The sequence below is a fragment of the Ketobacter sp. MCCC 1A13808 genome (assembly GCF_009746715.1).
GTDB lineage: Bacteria > Pseudomonadota > Gammaproteobacteria > Pseudomonadales > Ketobacteraceae > Ketobacter.
The window spans coordinates 37,960-58,153 of record NZ_VRKW01000018.1 but is presented as its reverse complement, the minus strand read 5'-3'; the positions used below and the strand labels follow the sequence as shown (position 1 = coordinate 58,153).

The following is a 20,194-nucleotide window of genomic DNA, read 5'->3' as shown; positions in this document are numbered from 1 at the left end:
ATTAAGAGGGTTACAAAGATCTCCTGGCCACGTTTGCAATTAGATGCTGTGGCTATTTAAAGCATAGCCTCTTTCTTGGTAAAACCGGAAGTTCTGTCTACTTTGTGACCTGGATTCCGGTTTGCCGGGTACGATCTCCGCAACTCGTTCAAATCGTGAGAAAAAATCCGGAATTGTGCCGGCCAGGTTAACCATTACGTCAGAATGGAGGCCAGGTTGCCCCTGGTGGGACACCTGGATCCGATGATGTTTTTGTGCCTGGCCTTGCGGCCCCCCGCAATCGCTTGCGTCATGGGCCAAAAAAGACTGTGGACGCTGCCACAGCTGCTCACTAAGGAGTCGGGTTTGCTCCTCGTCGCGGGTGTGGATATAGATTTGGTGACCTCGCCGGAACGCCTTCTCAACCAGTCGCGCTGCGTAATGCAGCGGCGAGATGCGGTTGTCTTCCGGCAGGATATAAAAATCCACCCGTGTCATGCCTCAGATTGTCCGATCAGGTACTGGGTTAGCAGGGGAACTGGGCGTCCGGTGCCGCCTTTGGCTGGTCCACTGCCAACGAAAGCACTACCAGCAACATCAAGATGAGCCCAGGGATAGGCCTTGGTAAAGCGGGATAAGAAGCAGGCTGCAGTGATAGAGCCTGCTTTGGGGCCGGAATTACCGATATTTCCGATGTCTGCGAAAGGGCTGTCCAGTAAGGCTTGATATTCGTCCCACAGGGGCAGTCGCCAGAGTTTATCCTGTGAATACTCCGATGCGGCTTCCAGCGCCTCGGCCACGGCCTCATTGCTGCTCATCATACCAGAAGCAAAGGGGCCTAAAGCGACAATCACCGCTCCAGTGAGCGTGGCGATATCGACCACCGAAGCCGGTTTGAAACGCTCCACATAGGTGAGCGCATCGCACAATACCAAGCGTCCTTCGGCATCGGTATTCAGGATCTCAACGGTTTGCCCCGACATGGTGGTGACGATATCTCCGGGGCGGGTTGCTTTGCCGCCGGGCATGTTTTCGGCTGCGGCCACCACACCAATAACGTTCATTGGCAACTCCATTTCCAGCACCGCTTTCATGGTGCCGAATACGGAGGCGGCACCACACATATCCCATTTCATCGTGTCCATGTCAGGGGCCGGCTTTAATGAAATACCCCCAGTGTCAAACGTAATGCCTTTCCCGACCAGGACATGGGGTTTGTCACTTTTTTTGCCGCCCTTATATTCCATTACGATCAACTTTGCAGGCGTCGCACTGCCGGCACTGACTGACAGTAGCGCACCCATGCCTAATTCTTTCATTTCTTTCTCATCCACAATGGTTGTGGTGAGATTTTTGTCGGATTTTGCTAGGTTTTTGGCTTCCTGGGCGAGATAGGAGGGGTTGCATACGTTGGGTGGAATATTGCCGAGATCCCGGGTGAAATTCATGCCGTTGGCGATGGCTTTCCCGATCTTGGTGCCCTGGGTTAATAACGCCTCGTTTTCACCGGCGCTGTAAATCAGAGACAGTTTCTTTAATTTAACGTTCTTGTGATTATCTTTGCTTTTAAACTGATTAAACGTATAGGTCGCGTACTCCGCCAACTCGACTATCTGGCGGCTGAGCCAGGTAGCATCGCGGTTATTGACCCGGATATCTTCTATGACCACGCTGGCATCTTTCGCTGCGGTACCTTTTACCGCGTTGATCGCAGCGCTGAAGGCTTTACGGAAACCACTTTCGTTCAGGTCTTCTGCCTTTCCTAAGCCCATCAATACGACGCGTTGGGCGCTGATACCGTCAATGCTATTGAGTACCAGTGTTTCCCCGCATTTGCCGTTAATGTCACCGCCTTTCAGAATTGAGCCTAAACTGTTTGAGGTTGCACCATTTACAGCGGCTCCGTTTTCCCCCAAAGTGGCTCCTTCGAATACAGGAAGTATCAAAGCATCTGTTTTCGTTTTTTCTGGTGTGGATTTTTTAATTTTAAAGTCCATTCAAACCTCGCAAGACAAAAGAATTCGATTGTTAGATAATGGCTGATCTTTAGCTGTTCTTAACTATACGCACTATTAACCAAAATTAACGTGATTTTCCAGAGCTGACGCTCCTTTTTAATGATTATATATCGATATCTATCCCGGCAGTTATTTTGGGCGACCATAGCGGTCAGCTCGATCCTGACCTTTATTTTGGTTTCCAGTCGCTTTCTGAAGTACTTGTCGCAGGCTGCGGTCGGCAAGCTTGAAGGTGGTGCGGTGTTTATGATAATGGCCTATCGGCTACCTGATTTTCTGGAGCTGATCCTGCCTTTGGGTTTGTTTCTCGGCATATTGCTGTCCTATGGCAGGATGTATCTGGAAAACGAAATGGTAGTGCTGCAGGCGTGCGGTGTCAGCCAGCGAAGGTTGGTGGCGCTATCCCTGATCCCGGCTATTTGTATGTCGCTTTTGATCGGCTACTTCGCATTTTTTCTGTCTCCATGGGGTGCCCAGAAAGCCAATAATCTTATCTTTGAACAGCAAACACGCTCGGGCCTTGATGTGCTGAGCCCGCGCCGGTTCCATTCCACGCGGGACGGCAGTACAGTGACTTATGTCGAGGATATTGATAGCCGCGCCGGTGTGATGAAAAACCTGTTTATCGTTAATTACGACCGCGAAAATGTCGGAGATGAATACAGTAAGGTCATTCTGATGCGTGCGACAGAAGGCACCTATCGAATTGACGATAAAGGTAACCGGTATCTGGTGATGTCCAACGGCGTGCGCTTTGAAGTGGACCCGGGAAGCTCCGTTTTTGCCCAGACGCGCTACGGAGAATACACCATTAAGCTCGAAGAAAAGCTGGTTTCACAAGGGGCAGCAGAATTCCAGGATCGCACTACGGAGGATCTGCTCGGAGACGACAGTATCAGTGCGCGGGTTGAGCTGCAGTGGCGGCTTTCTCTTATGATTATGGTGCCCATAGTGGTGTTTATTGCTGTGCCTTTGTCGCGTGCCAATCCGAGGCAGGGGCGTTACCTGAAAATGCTGCCAGCCATTCTTATTTATCTTGCTTACCTCGCGAGCATGATGTCGGTGAAAGGTGGCATCGAAAAAGGGCGCATTCCGGCAGAGCTGGGGCTTTATTGGGTGCATGTGCTTTTCTTTGGGTTGGGCTTTTTACTGAATTACTGGCCTTCGTTGCGATTGAAGATGTCAAAGAAACGCATGGATCGCCTGGAGGCTTCTGCGCCGTGAAGTTACTGGATAAATATATTGGTAGTACGGTGTTAATGTCCGTTTTAATGGTGACTTTAATTATCGTTGGTTTGGACGCCACCTTTGCTTATTTAACCGAGCTGGATGATCTGGGAGGCAATTACGGTGCCGGTCAGGCGTTGATATTTATCGCCCTGACATTGCCCCGGCGTATCTATGAGTTCATGCCGGTTGGTACCCTTATCGGCTGTTTGATCGGTTTAGGCACACTGGCTAATACCAGTGAGTTAACAGTGGTCCGCGCCGCCGGTGTTTCCATCAGTCGTATCGTATTCGCTGCGTCCAGGCCGGTTATATGGGTGGTATTGCTAGGGCTGCTGTTGGGACAATTTGTGGTGCCACAAACCGAGCAATTTGCGCAAAGTGAGCGAGCCAGGCATTTGTATCTGGGGGAAAGCATTACCTCAATTGCGGGTTACTGGTATCGGGAAGGCGGCCACTATACCCATATCCAGGTGGTTCAGCCGAATGGCGTAATGTACGGAATTTCCCGTTTCATTTTTGATGACAGCAATAATCTGGTGCAAACGGATTTTTCACAGCGTGCCATTTATCAGGGTGATCACTGGGTGCTGGAGCAAGTACGCCAGACCCGCATAAGCAAAGACCATACAGCATCAGAGCGCTACCAGACCTTACGTTGGGACAACACAACGATCACCCCGGATGTGATGTCTATTGTGGTGTTAAAGCCGGATTATTTGTCCATTTCCGGGCTGTACACCTACGCCACCTATTTGGAAACCCAAGAGTTGGATAGTTCTTCCTATTATTTTTCTTTCTGGAAAAAGGTGTTGCAGCCAGCCACTACGCTGGTGATGGTTTTTATCGCTATTTCATTTATTTTTGGTCCGCTGCGCTCGGTCTCGATGGGGCAGCGTTTGATGGCGGGGATTATCGTCGGTTTGCTTTTTCATTACGCCCAGCAGTTCCTGGGGCACATCACCATTATTTTCAGCATTGCGCCTTTGATGGCCGCGTTGGTGCCATTGCTGGTTTGTTTGTTTATCGGGATCTATTTGTTACGTAGGGTTTGATCATCGCCGCCTTCGGGCCGGCATTACTTTTTTATTTTCTTCCGTGGGCAGCACCAATGTGCGGGTATTGGAGAGGCTGTCATGCCAGGAATCCCCGCTCGGGCTGACCAACACCCAAATATAGCCGAGACCAAAGCTCAGTAATGACAGTATAGCGATCAGAAACCGGCTCAGGCATTGGGCCAGACGTAGCGGCCTGCCATCCAGATTTGCGTCCACCACTTGCAAGCGCCACGCGCGCATACCGAGCGTTTGTCCACCCCGGCTCCAGAACCAATAGTAAAACAGGAACGTGCCGCCCAGCAGAAACGGAAACAGGGTATATTGCAGTGAGTCATTGTTTTCCAGATTGTCGACACCACGGATGGCAGCGTGGGCAAATCCGATCAATAGCCACATGGCAACCAGAATAAGCAGGTCATAAACCATCGATGCGAGCCTACGGAACAGGCTTGCAGAGGGAAACTCTAAATAGGATGTTCTTTCTGAGGAATCTGTCATGGATTTGACAAGTGGTGCCTAGGGAGAGAATCGAACTCTCACTCTGTTGCCAGAACCGGATTTTGAATCCGGCGCGTCTACCAGTTCCGCCACCCAGGCACGTGTCTTGTAACCTTGTCTCTACTTAAGAGAGCGGGGATTATATCAATGACGATCAAGACGTCAACAAGCCATTTAAGAGAAATCCATAAACCGCTATAATCGCGCCCCTCCGGATTCCGGCTGAAGCCCGGATTTGTTCCCTGCAGCGTCCATATAAGTGACCACATTATCCAGATGAAGCGTACTGATTACCATTTTGACCTGCCCGAAGCGCTGATTGCGCGATACCCCGCTGAGCAACGCAGCGGCAGCCGACTGCTCAATCTTAATCGTCAAAATGGTGCTATAAAAGATTTGCAATTCAAGCAATTAGCGGAATCACTGAATCCTGGGGATTTGCTGGTTTTCAATAATACCAAAGTAATTCCGGCCCGCCTGTTTGGGAATAAGCATACCGGGGGTAAAGTCGAGGTATTAGTGGAGCGTATACGCTCGGATAATACCTGCCTGGCTCATGTAAGAGCCAGCAAAGCACCCAAACCCGGTAGTTCGATCGAGGTAGAGGGTGGTGGCTCATTTCAGGTTGAAGCGCGCGACGGCGATTTATTCGTGTTGCGGTGCGATCAGCCTTCGTTGTTGGGTTGGTTGCAGAAAGTGGGGCACATGCCGTTGCCTCCCTATATAGACAGAAAAGATGAGTCCTTGGATTTACAGCGATACCAGACTGTGTATGCCAGCACCCCTGGGGCTGTGGCAGCCCCAACGGCCGGGCTTCATTTTGACCAGCCTATGCTGGACCGGCTTGCCGAAAAAGGCATTCGTACGGCCTTTGTCACACTGCACGTGGGGGCGGGAACGTTCCAGCCGGTGCGGGTTGAAGATATACGGCAGCATAATATGCACACGGAGTGGTTGGAGGTGAACCAAGCCGCCGTCGATGCCGTCGCTGAAACAAAGGCAGCGGGAGGGCGGGTCATTGCCGTTGGAACTACTTCGGTTCGTTGTCTGGAAACCGCTTCAGCGAAGGGTGGTGGAGCAGTGGCACCCTATCAGGGTGATACCAATATTTTCATTTATCCGGGTTATGAGTTTCAAGTGATTGATGGCTTGGTGACCAATTTTCATTTGCCTGAGTCCACCTTGATTATGTTGGTGAGCGCATTTGCCGGACGCGAGGCGGTGCTAAATGCTTATGCCCATGCGGTGCGGCAGCAATACCGTTTTTATAGCTATGGCGATGCCATGTTAATTCTTTGAAGCCCAGGAGCAGTCAATGATGGACACCAAAGCATGAAGTTTGACCTGATTAACACCGACGCAGGCGCCCGTCGCGGGCGCTTGCATTTTGAGCGGGGCACCGTGGAAACACCGGCCTTTATGCCGGTTGGCACCTATGGTTCGGTGAAAGCCGTGCTGCCGAAAGAGGTGGCTGATATCGGCGCCCATATTATTCTAGGTAATACTTTCCATTTAATGCTGAGGCCAGGCACGGACATTATTAAATTGCACGGTGATTTGCATGATTTCATGCAGTGGCGCGGCCCGATCCTGACAGACTCCGGTGGGTTTCAGGTGTTTTCGCTGGGTAAGATGCGCAAAATTTCCGAAGAAGGTGTTAAATTTCAGTCCCCTGTTGACGGTAGCCCGGTATTCCTAAGCCCCGAAATTTCAATGCAGGTGCAGCGGGATTTGGGTTCCGATATTGTCATGATATTCGATGAGTGCACGCCTTATCCTGCAACGGAGCAGCAGGCCCGCGACTCAATGGCGCTGTCATTGCGTTGGGCCAGACGCAGCAAAGTGGCGCACGGGGATAATCCGTCTGCGCTGTTTGGCATTGTGCAAGGTGGCATGTACGAAAATTTGCGGCTGGAATCGCTGGCCGGTTTGAAAGAGATCGGTTTTGACGGCTATGCCATCGGTGGGTTGTCGGTGGGTGAGCCGAAAGAGGAAATGCTGGCGGTGTTGAACTATCTGCAGCCCCACATGCCTAACGACCGGCCTCGATACCTCATGGGGGTAGGCAAGCCGGAAGACCTAGTAGAAGGCGTGCGTCGCGGTGTGGATATGTTCGATTGTGTGATGCCCACTCGAAATGCCCGAAACGGGCATCTATTTACCGCGGACGGGGTGGTCAAAATCCGTAACACCGTACATAAAACCGATACCGGGCCATTGGAAGAAGGCTGTGATTGCTACACCTGCAATAACTTCTCCCGAGCGTACCTGCATCATCTGGATAAATGTAAAGAAATACTCGGATCGCAATTGAATACGATCCATAATTTGCGCTATTACCAGCGTCTGATGGCCGGTTTGCGTAGTGCCATTGAAACGGGTACATTTGAGCGCTTTGTGGCTGACTTCTACCAACGGCGGGGCATTCCGGTGCCGGCGTTAGGCTGAATACTCTAATTTAACTGTAAACAACTTGAGGTAAGTATGAGCTTTTTTATAGCAGATGCTATGGCTGAACCAGGAGCCGTAGCGGCTCAACAGGGTAACCCGATGACGTTCTGGGGCATGATGATTGTCATGGTTGCCATATTCTATTTTATGATTATCCGGCCTCAATCCAAGCGTAACAAAGAACACAAGGCGTTGATGGGTGCACTAAGCAAAGGCGATGAAGTGGTATTGTCCGGCGGTATGATGGGCAAGGTGACTAAAGTTGTGGATGAATACGTTGTAGTGGACGTTGCGAACAACGTAGAAATTTCCTTTCAAAAAGCCGCTGTAACGGCAGTCCTGCCCAAAGGCACTTTGAAAAGCATTTAATGATCTGAATGGCGTCATCAAGGAAGATGGCCCGTAACGACCGACGACGAAAAGAATAGGGTCAACCCCCATGAATAAATATCCGCTGTGGAAGAACCTGGTGGTGCTGGTAGTCGCACTGTTTGGGTTGATTTACGCATTACCCAATTTGTATCCGGATGATCCGGCATTGCAGATAACCGCAAAAAAAGCCGGTGAAAAAACCAGCCAGGAACCGTTGGATCGCGCAGTGCAGGCGTTGGAAAAGGCGGGTATCGAGGTCAAACGATCGGGTTTGCTGGACGATTCCGCCTTAATCCGTTTTAACACGATTGATGACCAGATTAATGCGAAAGAAGTGGTTCAGGATACGCTGCACGAAAATTATGTGGTGGCCATGAATCTGGCGCCCAACACACCCGGATGGTTGAAAGAATTGGGTGCCGCTCCGATTAAGTTAGGCCTCGACTTGCGCGGTGGAGTGCACTTCCTGATGGAAGTGGATATGGAAAAGGCAACGCAAACCCGGCTGGACAACACCCTGAATGGCATCCGGGATCGGCTGCGAGAAGAGCGCATCCGTTATAAGCAGGCATCGCGGGAAGATAGCCAGATCCGGCTCAGTTTTACCAAAAGTGTCGATATCGATGCAGTGCGTACTATTCTGCGTTCCGAGTTTAAGGAGTTTTTGGTTCAGGAAGAAGAAGCCGATAATCAAACCACGCTGATGCTGTCGCTGTCTGAGCAGTCGGCAAAGGACATTAAAGATTATGCCATTAGCCAGAACTTAACCAGCTTGCGTAATCGTGTGAATGAGTTGGGGGTAGCAGAGCCGGTCGTTCAGCGCCAGGGTGCTGACCGCATTGTTATTCAGTTACCAGGAATCCAGGACACTGCGGAAGCAAAACGCATCATCGGTCGTGCAGCCAATCTGGAATTCCGTTTGGTGGATTGGGAAAATGATCCGCTTACCCGTCGCGCGCCCATTGGTTCCGAGTTTTTGAATATGCGGGGTACAGGGCAGCCGGTGTTGTTGAAAAAAGACGTAATCGTCACCGGCGATCGAGTTATTAACGCCAACACCGGGTTTGACGAAAACGGGCGGCCCCAGGTAAATATCGAGCTGGATACGGTCGGTGGCCGGCGCATGCTGAAACAAACCAGTAAGCACGTGAAAGATTCCATGGCAGTGGTGTTTATTGAACTCGAGCCGGAAAAACGTAAGGTGATGGAAGGTGGCGTTGAAATTGAAAAGATTTTCACTAAAGAAACCCGGGAAGTAATCAACGTCGCAACCATTCAGAGCTCACTGGGCTCAAGCTTCCGTATCACCGGGTTAGACAGCCCGGCAGAAGCGAAAGAGCTGTCTTTGCTGTTAAGAGCCGGTGCATTGGCGGCCCCCATGTATTTTGTGGAGGAGCGGACCGTCGGGCCCAGTTTAGGCCAACAGAATATCAAGGCGGGTCTGATGTCCCTGGTTGCGGGATTCTCGTTGGTTATGTTGTTCATGATCGCGTACTACAAGCTGTTCGGGCTGATCGCGAATACAGCACTGTTAATGAATTTGTTGTTACTGGTGGCGATCATGTCCATCATTCCTGGCGCGACACTGTCATTGCCCGGAATGGCCGGTATCGTATTAACCGTGGGGATGGCGGTGGATGCCAATGTCCTGATTTTTGCACGCATAAAAGAAGAAATGGCCAACGGCGTTTCACCCCATGCTGCGATCAATGCGGGTTACGATCGAGCTTTTCTTACTATTTTGGATGCGAACATTACTACGTTGCTGGTCGGGCTGGTCCTGTTTGCTTTTGGCTCCGGTCCCGTTAAAGGATTCGCAGTCACGCTGTCCATCGGCATACTCACTTCCATGTTTACAGCTATTGTCGGGACTCGCGCAATCGTGAATCTCATATACGGTGGCCGTGCATTGAAAAAATTAAGCATATAAAGAGGCCATCATGAATAAAACGACGACATTTAATTTCATGGGTGCCCGCCACATTATGGGGGCGATGTCCGTACTGCTTATTATCGGCTCCATTATTTCTATCTCAATTAATTTTCTTGAGCTGGGTCTGGATTTTACCGGTGGTACCCAGATTGAAGTGGAATACCCCCAAGCTGCGCAGTTGGAAGCCATTCGTGATGAATTAAAGGGCAGTGCATATCCCGATGCGACGGTTCAGCACTTTGGTCGCCCGGAGGAGGTTCTGGTTCGTGTTCCGCCAGTGGACGGTGAAGACAAAGACCAGGTTGGAGCACAAATTCTGCAGATATTGCAAGGCCATAGCGAAAGTGTCCGGCTAAAGCGTGTGGAATTTGTTGGTCCGCAGGTCGGCGAGGAGTTGAGGGATAAGAGTGGTACCGCGCTGATTCTTGCGTTGGGTTTAATGCTGATCTATATCACGTTGCGCTTTCGGTTTAAGTTTGCGGTGGGTGCGGTGATGGCTTTGTTCCATGACGTCATTATCACAATGGGCTTTTTCTCAGTGACTCGATTAACTTTCGACTTGACGGCCTTGGCAGCAATATTGGCTGTTATTGGTTACTCCCTCAATGACACGATCGTGGTATTTGACCGGGTTCGCGAGAATTTCCGTAGAGACCGGGGCGCGACACCCGCTGAGATTATTAATAATTCGCTTAATCAGACGCTTAGCCGGACGTTAGTGACATCGTTGACGACGCTGTTGGTGTTGATCGCATTGGCACTTTTGGGAGGAGAAATGATATTTGCGTTCGCAATCGCATTGATCGTGGGCATTGTCGTGGGGACCTATTCTTCAATCTATGTGGCGAGCAATCTTCTGCTAGTTCAGAAAATAAGCCGTGAAGATTTTATGGAGCAGGAAAAAGCGGCAGACGATATGCCCTGAGCAGAACCAGTCGGTCGACAAATAAAAACGCCGGCTTCAAGCCGGCGTTTTTATTGGGATTCGTGTACAGAGTGTGTCCGATTAGTAGCGTCGTTGCTCGGGGCGACGAGCCTCCACCGGAATGGGGATTGGCTTTAGTTCTGGTTCAATATGCTGCGGCGGTAGAGTGAAGTTCTGTAAGAAGGCCGTCAGTAACGCTTTGATTTCTTGCCAATTCATATTCTTATCCTCGCTCTCAGCGACCCAATACAGTCGCACTGAATTCAGTATAGCGAAAAAATGCCTTGATGGCAGGGGTTTGAGCAAGAAATTACTTTTTTATGACATTAGCAGGCCTGGCGGACAAACCTGCTACGTTAGATAGCCTGTTTGGATCAGGATTGGTAATGGGGTGCCATATGGGGATGAATTGTTTGTAGCATGGGCTTAAATAACTTAGGTGGCGCACATACAATATTGCCGGACTTCGCATAATCCGATCCGCCCCGGGGGTCACCGACTAATCCACCGGCTTCTGTAATCAGTAGTGCTCCTGCCGCCAAGTCCCATTCTGACAAGCCGAACTCCCAAAAACCGTCGTAACGACCGGCGGCCACATAGGCCAGATCCAGTGCTGCGGCACCCGCTCGGCGTATGCCGGCGGTGGTTTGGGTAAAATCCCCCAAGATCCCCATGTAAGCATTAAAATAACGCTTCTGATCCGGACGGAACGGAAAACCGGTGGAAAGCAGGGCTCCGTCCAGTTTGGCCTGCTTACTGACGCGTATACGGCGACCGTTAAGCTGGGCTCCACGTCCGCGGCTGGCCGTAAATTCTTCTTTGGATACCGGATCCAGGACAACCCCGACTTCAGTTTGGCCACGGACTTTCAGGGCGATAGAAATCGCAAACTGCGGCACACCGTGGATGAAATTGGTGGTTCCGTCCAATGGGTCAATAACCCATACATAATCTTTGTCCCGGCCCTCAACCAGGCCATTTTCTTCGCCCAGAAAGCAGTGGTCCGGGTATCGTTTCTGCAAACCTTCGATGATGCGCTGCTCAGACGCCCGGTCTACTTTAGTAACATAGTCATGTGTGCCTTTGGACTCTACTTCAATAGACTCCACCTGCTCATAGGCTTTGTAGATCATCTCGGCGGTAGAGCGGGCTACGCCCAGCGCGGTATTCAGCATGGGATGCATGATATTAATTACCTGGAATTCGTGGTTCATAGGATTATGGGTTGCGCATGATAGCAGAAAGCAACCGTCAGCTTGAGCAAAATCTGGTACCATTCGCCTCCTTTTTCGCTATCTGGACAGACTCATGGAATCACTTAATCGACTTCGTATCGTCATGATTAATACCAGCGACTCCGGCAACATCGGGGCGGCAGCGCGAGCAATGAAGACCATGGGGGTGAGCGATTTGTGCTTAGTGGCTCCGAAAGAATACCCCACGGCAAAAGCGACCGCCCGAGCCACTGGTGCGGCGGACCTGTTGCACCGGGCTACGGTGGTCGATACTCTGGAGCAGGCAATCGGGGATTGCCAATTGGTGTTCGGAACCAGTGCCCGAATGAGGACAATACCCTGGCCGTTGATGACGCCAAGGGAGGCTGCCCAGGTTGTCATGAATGAGCCGCAGGGTGCGGATATCGCCATTGTGTTTGGCAGGGAAGACGCTGGCTTAACAAATGAAGAACTGCGACGCTGTCATTATCACATCAGTATTCCGGGTAACGAGGCATATTCAGTTTTAAATATTGCCGCTGCAGTGCAGGTTATATGTTATGAAATGCGCATGAATGCGTTAGCCAGCAAAGAGAGTGAGCAGGAAGGTGCGGCTGCGCCGATGATGCCGTTGGAATTCCGGGAGTGGGATGAGCCTTTGGTTACATCCGAGGATATGGAGCGATTTATGAAGCATTTTGAAGAGACCTTGCTTGATATAGGCTTCTACGATCCCAATAATCCTAAACAGCTGATCACACGAGCCCGCCGATTGTTTATGCGTACCCGTATGGATCGTCTGGAAATGAATTTGATGCGCGGCGTTTTGTCCACGGTTCAGAAACGTGTAAAAAAAGAGCCGTAGCTGCTCACAGACAGATAAAGGTAGATAGGTAGCCTCATGCTAGAAGGCGTTCGTGAAGATATACAATCGGTATTCCATCGGGATCCTGCGGCCCGCAACAGCGTTGAGGTGTTGCTTAACTATCCCGGATTGCACGCGGTGTTATTTCACCGCCTGGCTCATCGACTTTGGAAGATGAACTTTAAATTGCTTGCCCGTTGTATCTCCACCTTCTCCCGTTGGCTAACCGGTATCGAAATTCACCCGGGGGCTACTATCGGGCGTCGCTTTTTCATTGATCACGGCATGGGCGTGGTAATTGGAGAAACGGCGGAAGTTGGCGATGATGTAACCCTTTATCATGGGGTTACCCTGGGGGGAACCAGCTGGAATAAAGGCAAGCGCCATCCGACATTGTCAAACGGTGTGGTGGTTGGTGCCGGGGCGAAGGTGCTGGGCCCAATTACCGTCGGGGTCAATGCCCGCATCGGCTCCAATGCCGTAGTGACCAAAGATGTTCCCGCAGAAGCGACCGCGGTGGGGATTCCCGGAAGGATCATTTGCAAAGATGAGGATGGCGATTGTCAGAAGGAAAAACAGCGCCAGGCCATGGCCAGTAAAATCGGCTTCGATGCTTATGGGATGACGTCGGATATGCCGGACCCGATTGCGCAATCACTGAAGCATATGTTGGACCACATGCATGCAGTGGACAAAAAGATTTCGGCAATGAGTAATGCGCTCGAGAAAATGGGTACAGACTGTGGTAAACAACTACCTGAAATCCGGGATGACCTGTTTCAACAGGGTAATAAATCCGAGACTGCGGTCGACTTAGTTGCCAAGGCTTCAAAAGTTGACTGATATACCAGGAAGCAGCAGAATGTTGTTTTAAGCCTGCACTTAGCGTGGCGCGGGCTCCCTTAGCCTGCGGAGGCTCTCACATGAAACTCACCACCAAAGGTCGATATGCTGTGACCGCAATGCTGGATCTTGCATTGCACGCACAGTCCGTTCCGGTCAGTCTGGCGGATATTTCTGAGCGGCAGGGCATTTCCATTTCCTACCTGGAACAACTTTTCGCAAAATTACGTAAAAATGAGCTGGTGTCCAGTGTTCGTGGCCCGGGTGGCGGTTATCGCCTGAGCCGTGAAGCGGCGGCTATTTTTGTCGCACAAATCATTGATGCTGTTGATGAAAAAGTCGATGTGACCCGCTGCGCCGGGCAAGGGGATTGTCAGGACGGTGAAACCTGCCTGACCCATGAGTTGTGGCAGGATTTGAGTCACCAGTTACACGATTTTCTCTCGAATATCAGCTTGCAAAGTCTGGTTGATCGGGCTGCTGTTCGGAAGGTGGCAGATCGGCAGGATAAGTATCAGCAAGACAAGAGTATAACCGCAGACAGAGTGCCTTTGAGCGAAATTGAATAGCGGCCAAACGCCCGGATTTTGCGCCTACGTACCCCGCTCCACTATAATGCCTCGCCCGTAATGTCGTCGAAGATGAGAGACTAATGCGCCCCGTTTATCTGGATTATGCTGCAACTACCCCTATGGATCCTGCCGTCGCCCAAATTATGGCTGACTACCTTACGTTGGATGGCGTATTCGCTAATCCGGCATCCCGTTCCCATATTTATGGTTGGCAGGCTGAAGAAGCTGTGGAAACCGCGCGTCAGAAAGTGGCGGCATTAATCGGCGCGGAAGCGCGGGAAATCGTCTGGACGTCGGGAGCGACGGAGTCGGATAATCTTGCCATCAAGGGCGTGATGGAATCCCGCCTGGACGCAGGGCAGGGCAGTGGCAAGCATATCGTAACCTCCGCAATCGAGCACAAAGCAGTGCTGGATACCTGCCAATATCTTGAATCACGATATGGCTTCCAGGTGACCTACCTGAGACCGGACCCGAAGGGGTTGATTTACCCGGATCAGGTGTTGGAGGCGCTTCGCGAGAACACCGTATTGGTCTCACTGATGCAGGTGAATAATGAGCTCGGGACCATAACGGACATTAACGCTATTGCTGATATTACCCGTCAACGGGGTATTTTATTGCATGTGGACGCAGCCCAGAGCGCGGGTAAGCTTGCTATTGATGTTAGAACGACGCCAGTGGATTTGATGTCGCTTTCATCACATAAAATTTACGGGCCCAAAGGTATGGGGGCTTTGTATGTGCGCCGGTCTCCGCAGGTAAAGCTCACGGCGCAGATTCATGGTGGTGGACACGAGCGGGGCATGCGCTCCGGTACCCTGGCCAGCCATCAGATAGTCGGCATGGGAGAAGCATTCTCTATCGCCGGTGATCGACTGGAGCAGGACTGTCAACACGTCACTGCTTTGCGTAAAAAGTTATGGCAGGGATTGTCGCACATCGAGGGTGCCCGATTGAACGGCGACTCGGAGCAGCGGGTGAGCGGCATTCTCAATGTTGCTTTTGAGGGGGTGGAAGGGGAGACGCTAATGTTGGCGCTGCGTGATCTGGCCGTGGCTTCCGGCAGTGCCTGCAATTCTGCTTCGGTCGCACCTTCTTATGTGGTGAAAAGCCTGGGTTTGCCAGATGACCTGGCATTAGCTGCGGTTCGCTTTTCGCTCGGTAGATTCACAACCGAAGAAGAAATCGATTTCACCATTCAGTATGTCACCCAGACCCTGGCGCGGCTTCGAGTGTGACAAGTTGATTGCCCCCCATACTAAAACGCAATAAACCTGCGTATAATCGCCGCATCCTGACTGACCGGCACTGGCGTTTATTCGTGTCGGTCTACCAGCTTTATTTAACCCATTGAAAACTATAGTTATTGGAGAGAAACATGGCGGTAGAACGCACTTTATCCATCATTAAGCCTGATGCTGTTGGTAAAAATGTGATTGGTGAAATTATCACCCGATTTGAGAAAACCGGACTGAGCGTGGTTGCGGCCAAGCTGGTTCAGTTGTCGGACCAGGTAGCCGGTGGATTTTACGCGGAACATAAAGAGCGGCCTTTTTATAAAGATCTGGTTGCGTTTATGACTTCCGGCCCGGTGTTGGTTCAAGTGCTGGAAGGTGAGAATGCAGTTGCACTTAACCGTGAACTGATGGGTGCCACCAACCCTTCTGAAGCCGCAGCCGGAACTATCCGTGCTGATTTCGCTCAAACCATCGATGAAAATGCGGTTCACGGTTCTGACTCCACCACTTCCGCTGCCCGTGAAATCGGTTATTTCTTTGCAGAAAGCGAGTTGTGCGAGCGTACACGCTAATTGCTTGAAATTGCAGAATTAAGCTAGGCTTATACAAATAGGTATAGGCCTGGGTAAGATCAAATGGAGTCCCAGGGCTCCATTTGTCGTATTAAAGCCACCGACCAGGGTTATATAACCCCCTCAGACAGGTCCGCCATGAACCAAGTCAGTCAAAAAAGCACGAATAAAATCAATTTGTTGGGGTTGACCCGCCAGCAGATGGAAGATTTCTTCGAGAGCCTCGGAGAGAAGCGCTTTCGTGCCCATCAAATCATGAAGTGGGTTCACTTTTTTGGCGTCGATGATTTTGAGGCGATGACCAATATCGGCAAAGGGTTGCGTGGAAAACTCGCGGAAGTGGCTGAAATCAAAGGGCCGGCTGTTGAGTTGGAACACTTCTCAAGCGATGGCACCCGCAAATGGGTGGTGGATTTGGGGCAGGGCAATAAAGTGGAAACGGTTTTCATCCCTGACGGCAAGCGCGGCACTCTATGTGTTTCATCGCAGGTAGGGTGTGCTTTGGACTGCAGCTTTTGCTCCACCGGAAAGCAAGGTTTTCAACGAGACCTGAGCGTGGATGAAATAATAGGTCAGTTATGGATTGCCCAACGCTCGTTTGGAGCCCCTGAAAACCACGGAATTCGCAATATCACTAATATCGTCATGATGGGTATGGGTGAACCATTGTTGAATTTTGAGAACGTGGTCACGGCAATGGAGATCATGAAAGATGATCTTGGCTATGGGGTTGCTAAAAAGCGACTTACACTCAGTACATCGGGTGTGGTTCCCAAGATGTACGAGCTGTATGACCGCATTGATGTAGCGTTGGCGGTGTCACTGCATGCGCCCAATGACGAGTTGCGTGATCAGTTGGTTCCCATCAATAAAAAGTATCCGTTATCTGCATTGATGGCGGCATGTCGTCGATATGTTGATCAGTTTCCTGACACGCGGCGTGTCACTATGGAATATGTATTGATGGATGGTGTGAATGATAAATACGAGCATGCCGAGCAGCTGGTGGCGCTTTTGCAGGATGTGCCCTCTAAAATTAATCTGATACCGTTCAACCCGTTTCCCAGCTCCGGATACAAGCGACCTAACGGAATGCGCATAAAGGCATTTCAGGACCGTTTAATTAAAGCCGGTTTCGTCACGACGATACGCACCACGCGGGGCGATGATATTGATGCAGCCTGCGGTCAGCTAGTTGGCCAAGTGCAGGATCGCACCCGCAGGGCGGCGCAGTGGCAGGCTAAAATTGCAGAAAAGGCCGCAAACAGTCAAAAAGGTAAGCAAATACCGGTGCAACAGGTATCTGTACACAAACAATCGTAACCAGTATTAAGGTTGGAGAATGAGGCTGAGGAATCCGCTAAAAATAGTATCACCCATCGTCGTGGTGGTATGCGTTGTATTATCGGGTTGTGTCACTGAAACGAATGACCCTTTGGCTCAAAACAAGGATCCGGCGAAAGCGGTGAAAACCTATGTTGAGGCCGCGACGCGTTATATGCAGCTAAACCAAATGGCTAACGCAGATCGTACGCTGAAACGGGCCCATGAAATCGCCCCGGATGACCCTGCGGTTAATAATGCGCTAGCCTTGTTTTACACCATTGAAGGCGAAGACGAGCAGGTAGAAAGATACTACAAAAAGGCGTTGTCGGGGGATCAGGCTTTTTCACAGGCCCGCAATAACTACGCCTCATATTTATATCGCAAAGAGCGATATCAGGATGCTATTGACCAGCTAGAAAAAGTCGCCAAGGACTATCGTTATCAGCGCCGTTATACTGCATTCGAAAATCTGGGGGTGTGTTATCTGAAAGTGGGCGAACGGGAGGATGCGCGCAAAGCGTTTAACCGGGCGCTTCAACTCAACACCAATATGCCCGTATCGACGCTGGAACTGGCTGAACTGGCGCTGGAAGACGGGGATAATCAACTAACCGAGAGATACTTGAGAAAGTATGAGAAGATAGCGCCTTCAAGCCCAAAACAACTTTGGATAGGTATACGGTTGCAGCGTAGACTCGGCGATAAAGACAAAGTGGCCAGTTATGCACTAGCATTAAAGAGTATGTTTCCAGGATCAGATGAATATAAAGCCTACAAGGCGTCATTATAACCATGACTGCTTTACCCGGTAAGCCGGCGGCCAACGCCGACCAGAATATAGATGCTAACGTGGAGCCGCTGGTTAGTGCGTCTCCCGGTGCCCGCCTGAGAAAAACCAGGGAATCATTGCATTTGGGGGTGGCTGAAGCCGCCCAGTCACTGAATTTGTCACCCGGTGTTGTCAAAGCACTGGAGGCGGATGATTACCGAACTTTACCCAATGCGACTTTCGTGAAGGGGTACATCCGCAGCTATGCCCGTGTATTGGGTATTGCCAGCGAAGACCTGGTGCGTTCGTACGAGGCCATTACCGGATGCGACAAACCGAAACCCGTCATAACCATAGAGCCACCTAAAACCGGACCCAAGGGTGGGCCCATCCTGATCGTATTTGTGGTTCTGATTGTTGCAGCAGCGCTGGTCACGTTCTTTTACGTAACAGAAGACAGTCCGGGCGCGGCGGAGCGGACAAACCCGGATCAACCGGTGACTCAGGATACGGCCATTCACCCTGAACAAAGTGCGTCTGTGGTGTCACCGGATATCAAGGTAGTGACCGTATCCGGTCAGGCTGCCGGGGAAACCCATGCGCAGGCAAGTGCAGAACCCGCCTCAAGTGGTATGACCGGGAACACAGTAGAAGACGATGGTGAAACCTGGATAAAAGACGATTCTGCAGAGGTTGCAGGCACAGATACACCTCGATCTTCCGGTAGTGAGTCTGAAATCAGCGCCGCTGAATACAGTTCATCTCCGGCTCAAGAAGTCAGCCCGCAGGCTGCGGTGGTGGATACGGCGCCGCCCAAGCCACAAGTCATTCCTTTTTCAGAGCTTGCTGGCTCAGAAAACGCGGCATCACCGGAGACCGAGGCAGGCGCTGTCATCACCGGAGAGATCAGCATGACCTTTACGGGAGACTGCTGGGTGGAAGTGCGAGATGGCAAGGGTGAACTGATTTACTCCAATTTAAAGCGACTAGGCGAGACTTTGACCCTGGATGGGCAGGTACCGTTAGAAGCAAAATTGGGTAATGGTAACGTGGTATCTTTGAGTTACAACGGCAAGCCGGTTTCTTTCCGGGTGCCTTCCCATAAGGTAGTTCGTGTCCGCCTGGGGGAATAGTCCCGGTACATAGCAATAGTCATCAATAAGCCTTAATATAGCGCCCTGGTTAACCTCGGTCAGGAGTACAGCATGCATTTTGAATCGCCCATCAAGCGCCGTAAGTCTCGTAAGATTATGGTAGGAGACGTTCCTGTGGGTGGGGATGCACCAATCACCGTGCAAACCATGACCAACACCGAAACCTGTGATGTTGCGGCAACAGTAGGCCAGATTCGGCGCATGGAAGAGGCGGGTGTAGACATTGTCAGGGTCTCTGTGCCCTCGCTGGAAGCGGCTGATGCGTTCGGCAAGATCCGCAAGCAAGTCAATGTGCCTTTGGTGGCCGACATCCACTTCGACTATAGGATCGCGTTGGCCGTTGCAGAAAAAGGCGTAGATTGCCTGCGTATTAATCCGGGCAACATCGGCCGCGAAGACCGTATTCGGGCAGTGGTCGATGCTGCTGTAGATAAAAACATTCCGCTGCGGATTGGCGTTAACGCCGGTTCCCTGGAAAAAGACCTGCAGAAGAAATACGGAGAGCCCACGCCTGCAGCTCTGGTTGAATCCGCCATGCGGCATGTCGATATTCTTGATCGGATGAATTTTCAAAACTTTAAATTGAGCCTGAAAGCGTCGAACGTGTTTATGACCGTGGCTGCCTACAGGTTAATTGCAGAGCAAATCGAGCAGCCCTTGCATTTAGGCGTAACCGAAGCGGGTGGGCTCAGATCCGGTACCGTAAAATCGGCCATCGCCCTGGGGGCGTTGCTGATGGAAGGCATTGGCGATACGTTGCGAATTTCGCTGGCAGCGGACCCGGTAGAAGAGGTGAAAGTCGGGTTTGATATTCTGAAAAGCCTGGGATTACGCACCAAGGGCATTAACTTTATTGCCTGCCCTAGCTGCTCGCGGCAAAACTTTGACGTTATAACCACTGTAAACGCCCTGGAATCGCGGCTTGAAGACATCAAAACGCCCTTGGATGTGGCCATTATCGGTTGTGTGGTGAATGGCCCCGGAGAGGCGAAAGAAGCGCATATCGGGCTTACCGGTGGCTCACCTCACAACTTGATTTTCCGCGGCGGTAAGCCCAGTCACAAAGTCGATAACGCAGAACTGATCGATGAATTAGAGCAAGTGATTCGTAAACGCGCAGCGGAAGTTGACAGCGAATCTGAAGCACCCGTCAAGATTACCCTGGGCCTCTGAGCCC

The 20,194-nt window shown here is 51.1% G+C and carries 21 protein-coding genes and 1 tRNA gene; 16 read left to right on the top strand and 6 right to left on the bottom strand.

Translation table 11 applies throughout. The features are described 5' to 3' along the window. Positions 1-39 precede the first annotated feature (39 nt). Positions 40-477, bottom strand: a complete 438-nt coding sequence (locus FT643_RS20760) for a DNA polymerase III subunit chi (RefSeq protein ID WP_156873337.1) — start codon at positions 475-477, stop codon at positions 40-42. Beyond that, the gene (locus FT643_RS20755) at positions 474-1,976 is read right to left on the bottom strand and encodes a leucyl aminopeptidase (protein ID WP_156873336.1); all 1,503 of its coding nucleotides are present in this window, start codon (positions 1,974-1,976) and stop codon (positions 474-476) included. The genes FT643_RS20760 and FT643_RS20755 overlap by 4 nt, the downstream gene beginning before the upstream one ends. Before the next feature lie 120 nt (positions 1,977-2,096). Between FT643_RS20755 and lptF the strand changes: the two genes are divergently transcribed. Further along, positions 2,097-3,221 (top strand): LPS export ABC transporter permease LptF, encoded by a 1,125-nt coding sequence (gene lptF / locus FT643_RS20750; protein ID WP_156873335.1) that lies wholly within the window; start codon positions 2,097-2,099, stop codon positions 3,219-3,221. Continuing rightward, positions 3,218-4,279: an LPS export ABC transporter permease LptG gene (gene lptG, locus FT643_RS20745; protein ID WP_317622091.1), complete on the top strand. Its 1,062-nt coding sequence runs from the start codon at positions 3,218-3,220 to the stop codon at positions 4,277-4,279. The genes lptF and lptG overlap by 4 nt, the downstream gene beginning before the upstream one ends. On the opposite strand, the gene FT643_RS20740 is transcribed toward lptG, so the two are convergent. Next, positions 4,280-4,780 carry an RDD family protein gene (locus FT643_RS20740; protein WP_156873334.1) on the bottom strand — a complete coding sequence of 167 codons (501 nt, stop codon included), beginning with the start codon at positions 4,778-4,780 and terminating at the stop codon, positions 4,280-4,282. Positions 4,781-4,792: 12 nt separating this feature from the next. Further along, positions 4,793-4,879 (bottom strand) — tRNA-Leu (locus FT643_RS20735). A gap of 177 nt (positions 4,880-5,056) precedes the next feature. On the opposite strand from FT643_RS20735, the gene queA reads away from it, so the two are divergent. From queA to secF, 5 genes are all read left to right on the top strand, one after another. Then, on the top strand, positions 5,057-6,079 hold the full coding sequence (gene queA, locus FT643_RS20730; protein ID WP_156873333.1) for a tRNA preQ1(34) S-adenosylmethionine ribosyltransferase-isomerase QueA: 1,023 nt from the start codon (positions 5,057-5,059) through the stop codon (positions 6,077-6,079). A 33-nt stretch (positions 6,080-6,112) separates the two neighbouring features. Then, positions 6,113-7,228 carry a tRNA guanosine(34) transglycosylase Tgt gene (gene tgt, locus FT643_RS20725; RefSeq protein WP_156873332.1) on the top strand — a complete coding sequence of 372 codons (1,116 nt, stop codon included), beginning with the start codon at positions 6,113-6,115 and terminating at the stop codon, positions 7,226-7,228. A gap of 36 nt (positions 7,229-7,264) precedes the next feature. Next, on the top strand, positions 7,265-7,600 hold the full coding sequence (gene yajC, locus FT643_RS20720; protein ID WP_156873331.1) for a preprotein translocase subunit YajC: 336 nt from the start codon (positions 7,265-7,267) through the stop codon (positions 7,598-7,600). A gap of 70 nt (positions 7,601-7,670) precedes the next feature. Then, complete coding sequence (gene secD / locus FT643_RS20715; protein ID WP_156873330.1) at positions 7,671-9,533, top strand: protein translocase subunit SecD; 1,863 nt, start codon at positions 7,671-7,673, stop codon at positions 9,531-9,533. A gap of 10 nt (positions 9,534-9,543) precedes the next feature. Beyond that, positions 9,544-10,461: a protein translocase subunit SecF gene (gene secF, locus FT643_RS20710; RefSeq protein ID WP_156873329.1), complete on the top strand. Its 918-nt coding sequence runs from the start codon at positions 9,544-9,546 to the stop codon at positions 10,459-10,461. Positions 10,462-10,542: 81 nt separating this feature from the next. Here secF and FT643_RS20705 read toward each other — a convergent pair whose 3' ends face one another. Next, entirely contained in the window at positions 10,543-10,680 is a 138-nt protein-coding gene (locus tag FT643_RS20705) for a hypothetical protein (RefSeq protein WP_156873328.1), read from the bottom strand. Between the two features lie 155 nt (positions 10,681-10,835). Then, positions 10,836-11,645, bottom strand: coding sequence for an inositol monophosphatase family protein (locus FT643_RS20700; protein ID WP_156873351.1), 810 nt, complete (start codon positions 11,643-11,645; stop codon positions 10,836-10,838). Positions 11,646-11,769: 124 nt separating this feature from the next. Between FT643_RS20700 and FT643_RS20695 the strand changes: the two genes are divergently transcribed. The 9 genes from FT643_RS20695 to ispG all read left to right on the top strand — a co-directional run bounded on the left by FT643_RS20695 (position 11,770) and on the right by ispG (position 20,190). Then, on the top strand, positions 11,770-12,540 hold the full coding sequence (locus tag FT643_RS20695; RefSeq protein WP_156873327.1) for an RNA methyltransferase: 771 nt from the start codon (positions 11,770-11,772) through the stop codon (positions 12,538-12,540). Positions 12,541-12,576: 36 nt separating this feature from the next. Next, positions 12,577-13,383 carry a serine O-acetyltransferase gene (gene cysE / locus FT643_RS20690; protein WP_156873326.1) on the top strand — a complete coding sequence of 269 codons (807 nt, stop codon included), beginning with the start codon at positions 12,577-12,579 and terminating at the stop codon, positions 13,381-13,383. 80 nt (positions 13,384-13,463) lie between these two features. Then, positions 13,464-13,952: a Fe-S cluster assembly transcriptional regulator IscR gene (iscR, locus tag FT643_RS20685; RefSeq protein WP_156873325.1), complete on the top strand. Its 489-nt coding sequence runs from the start codon at positions 13,464-13,466 to the stop codon at positions 13,950-13,952. An 83-nt stretch (positions 13,953-14,035) separates the two neighbouring features. After that, positions 14,036-15,196, top strand: coding sequence for an IscS subfamily cysteine desulfurase (locus tag FT643_RS20680; protein WP_156873324.1), 1,161 nt, complete (start codon positions 14,036-14,038; stop codon positions 15,194-15,196). A gap of 140 nt (positions 15,197-15,336) precedes the next feature. Further along, positions 15,337-15,768, top strand: coding sequence for a nucleoside-diphosphate kinase (gene ndk / locus FT643_RS20675; protein WP_156873323.1), 432 nt, complete (start codon positions 15,337-15,339; stop codon positions 15,766-15,768). A 138-nt stretch (positions 15,769-15,906) separates the two neighbouring features. Next, positions 15,907-17,091 carry a dual-specificity RNA methyltransferase RlmN gene (gene rlmN / locus FT643_RS20670; RefSeq protein ID WP_156873322.1) on the top strand — a complete coding sequence of 395 codons (1,185 nt, stop codon included), beginning with the start codon at positions 15,907-15,909 and terminating at the stop codon, positions 17,089-17,091. 19 nt (positions 17,092-17,110) lie between these two features. Further along, positions 17,111-17,884: a type IV pilus biogenesis/stability protein PilW gene (gene pilW, locus FT643_RS20665; RefSeq protein WP_156873321.1), complete on the top strand. Its 774-nt coding sequence runs from the start codon at positions 17,111-17,113 to the stop codon at positions 17,882-17,884. Between the two features lie 2 nt (positions 17,885-17,886). Further along, complete coding sequence (locus FT643_RS20660) at positions 17,887-18,996, top strand: RodZ domain-containing protein (RefSeq protein WP_156873320.1); 1,110 nt, start codon at positions 17,887-17,889, stop codon at positions 18,994-18,996. A gap of 72 nt (positions 18,997-19,068) precedes the next feature. Further along, positions 19,069-20,190, top strand: coding sequence for a flavodoxin-dependent (E)-4-hydroxy-3-methylbut-2-enyl-diphosphate synthase (gene ispG / locus FT643_RS20655; RefSeq protein ID WP_156873319.1), 1,122 nt, complete (start codon positions 19,069-19,071; stop codon positions 20,188-20,190). Positions 20,191-20,194 lie beyond the last annotated feature (4 nt).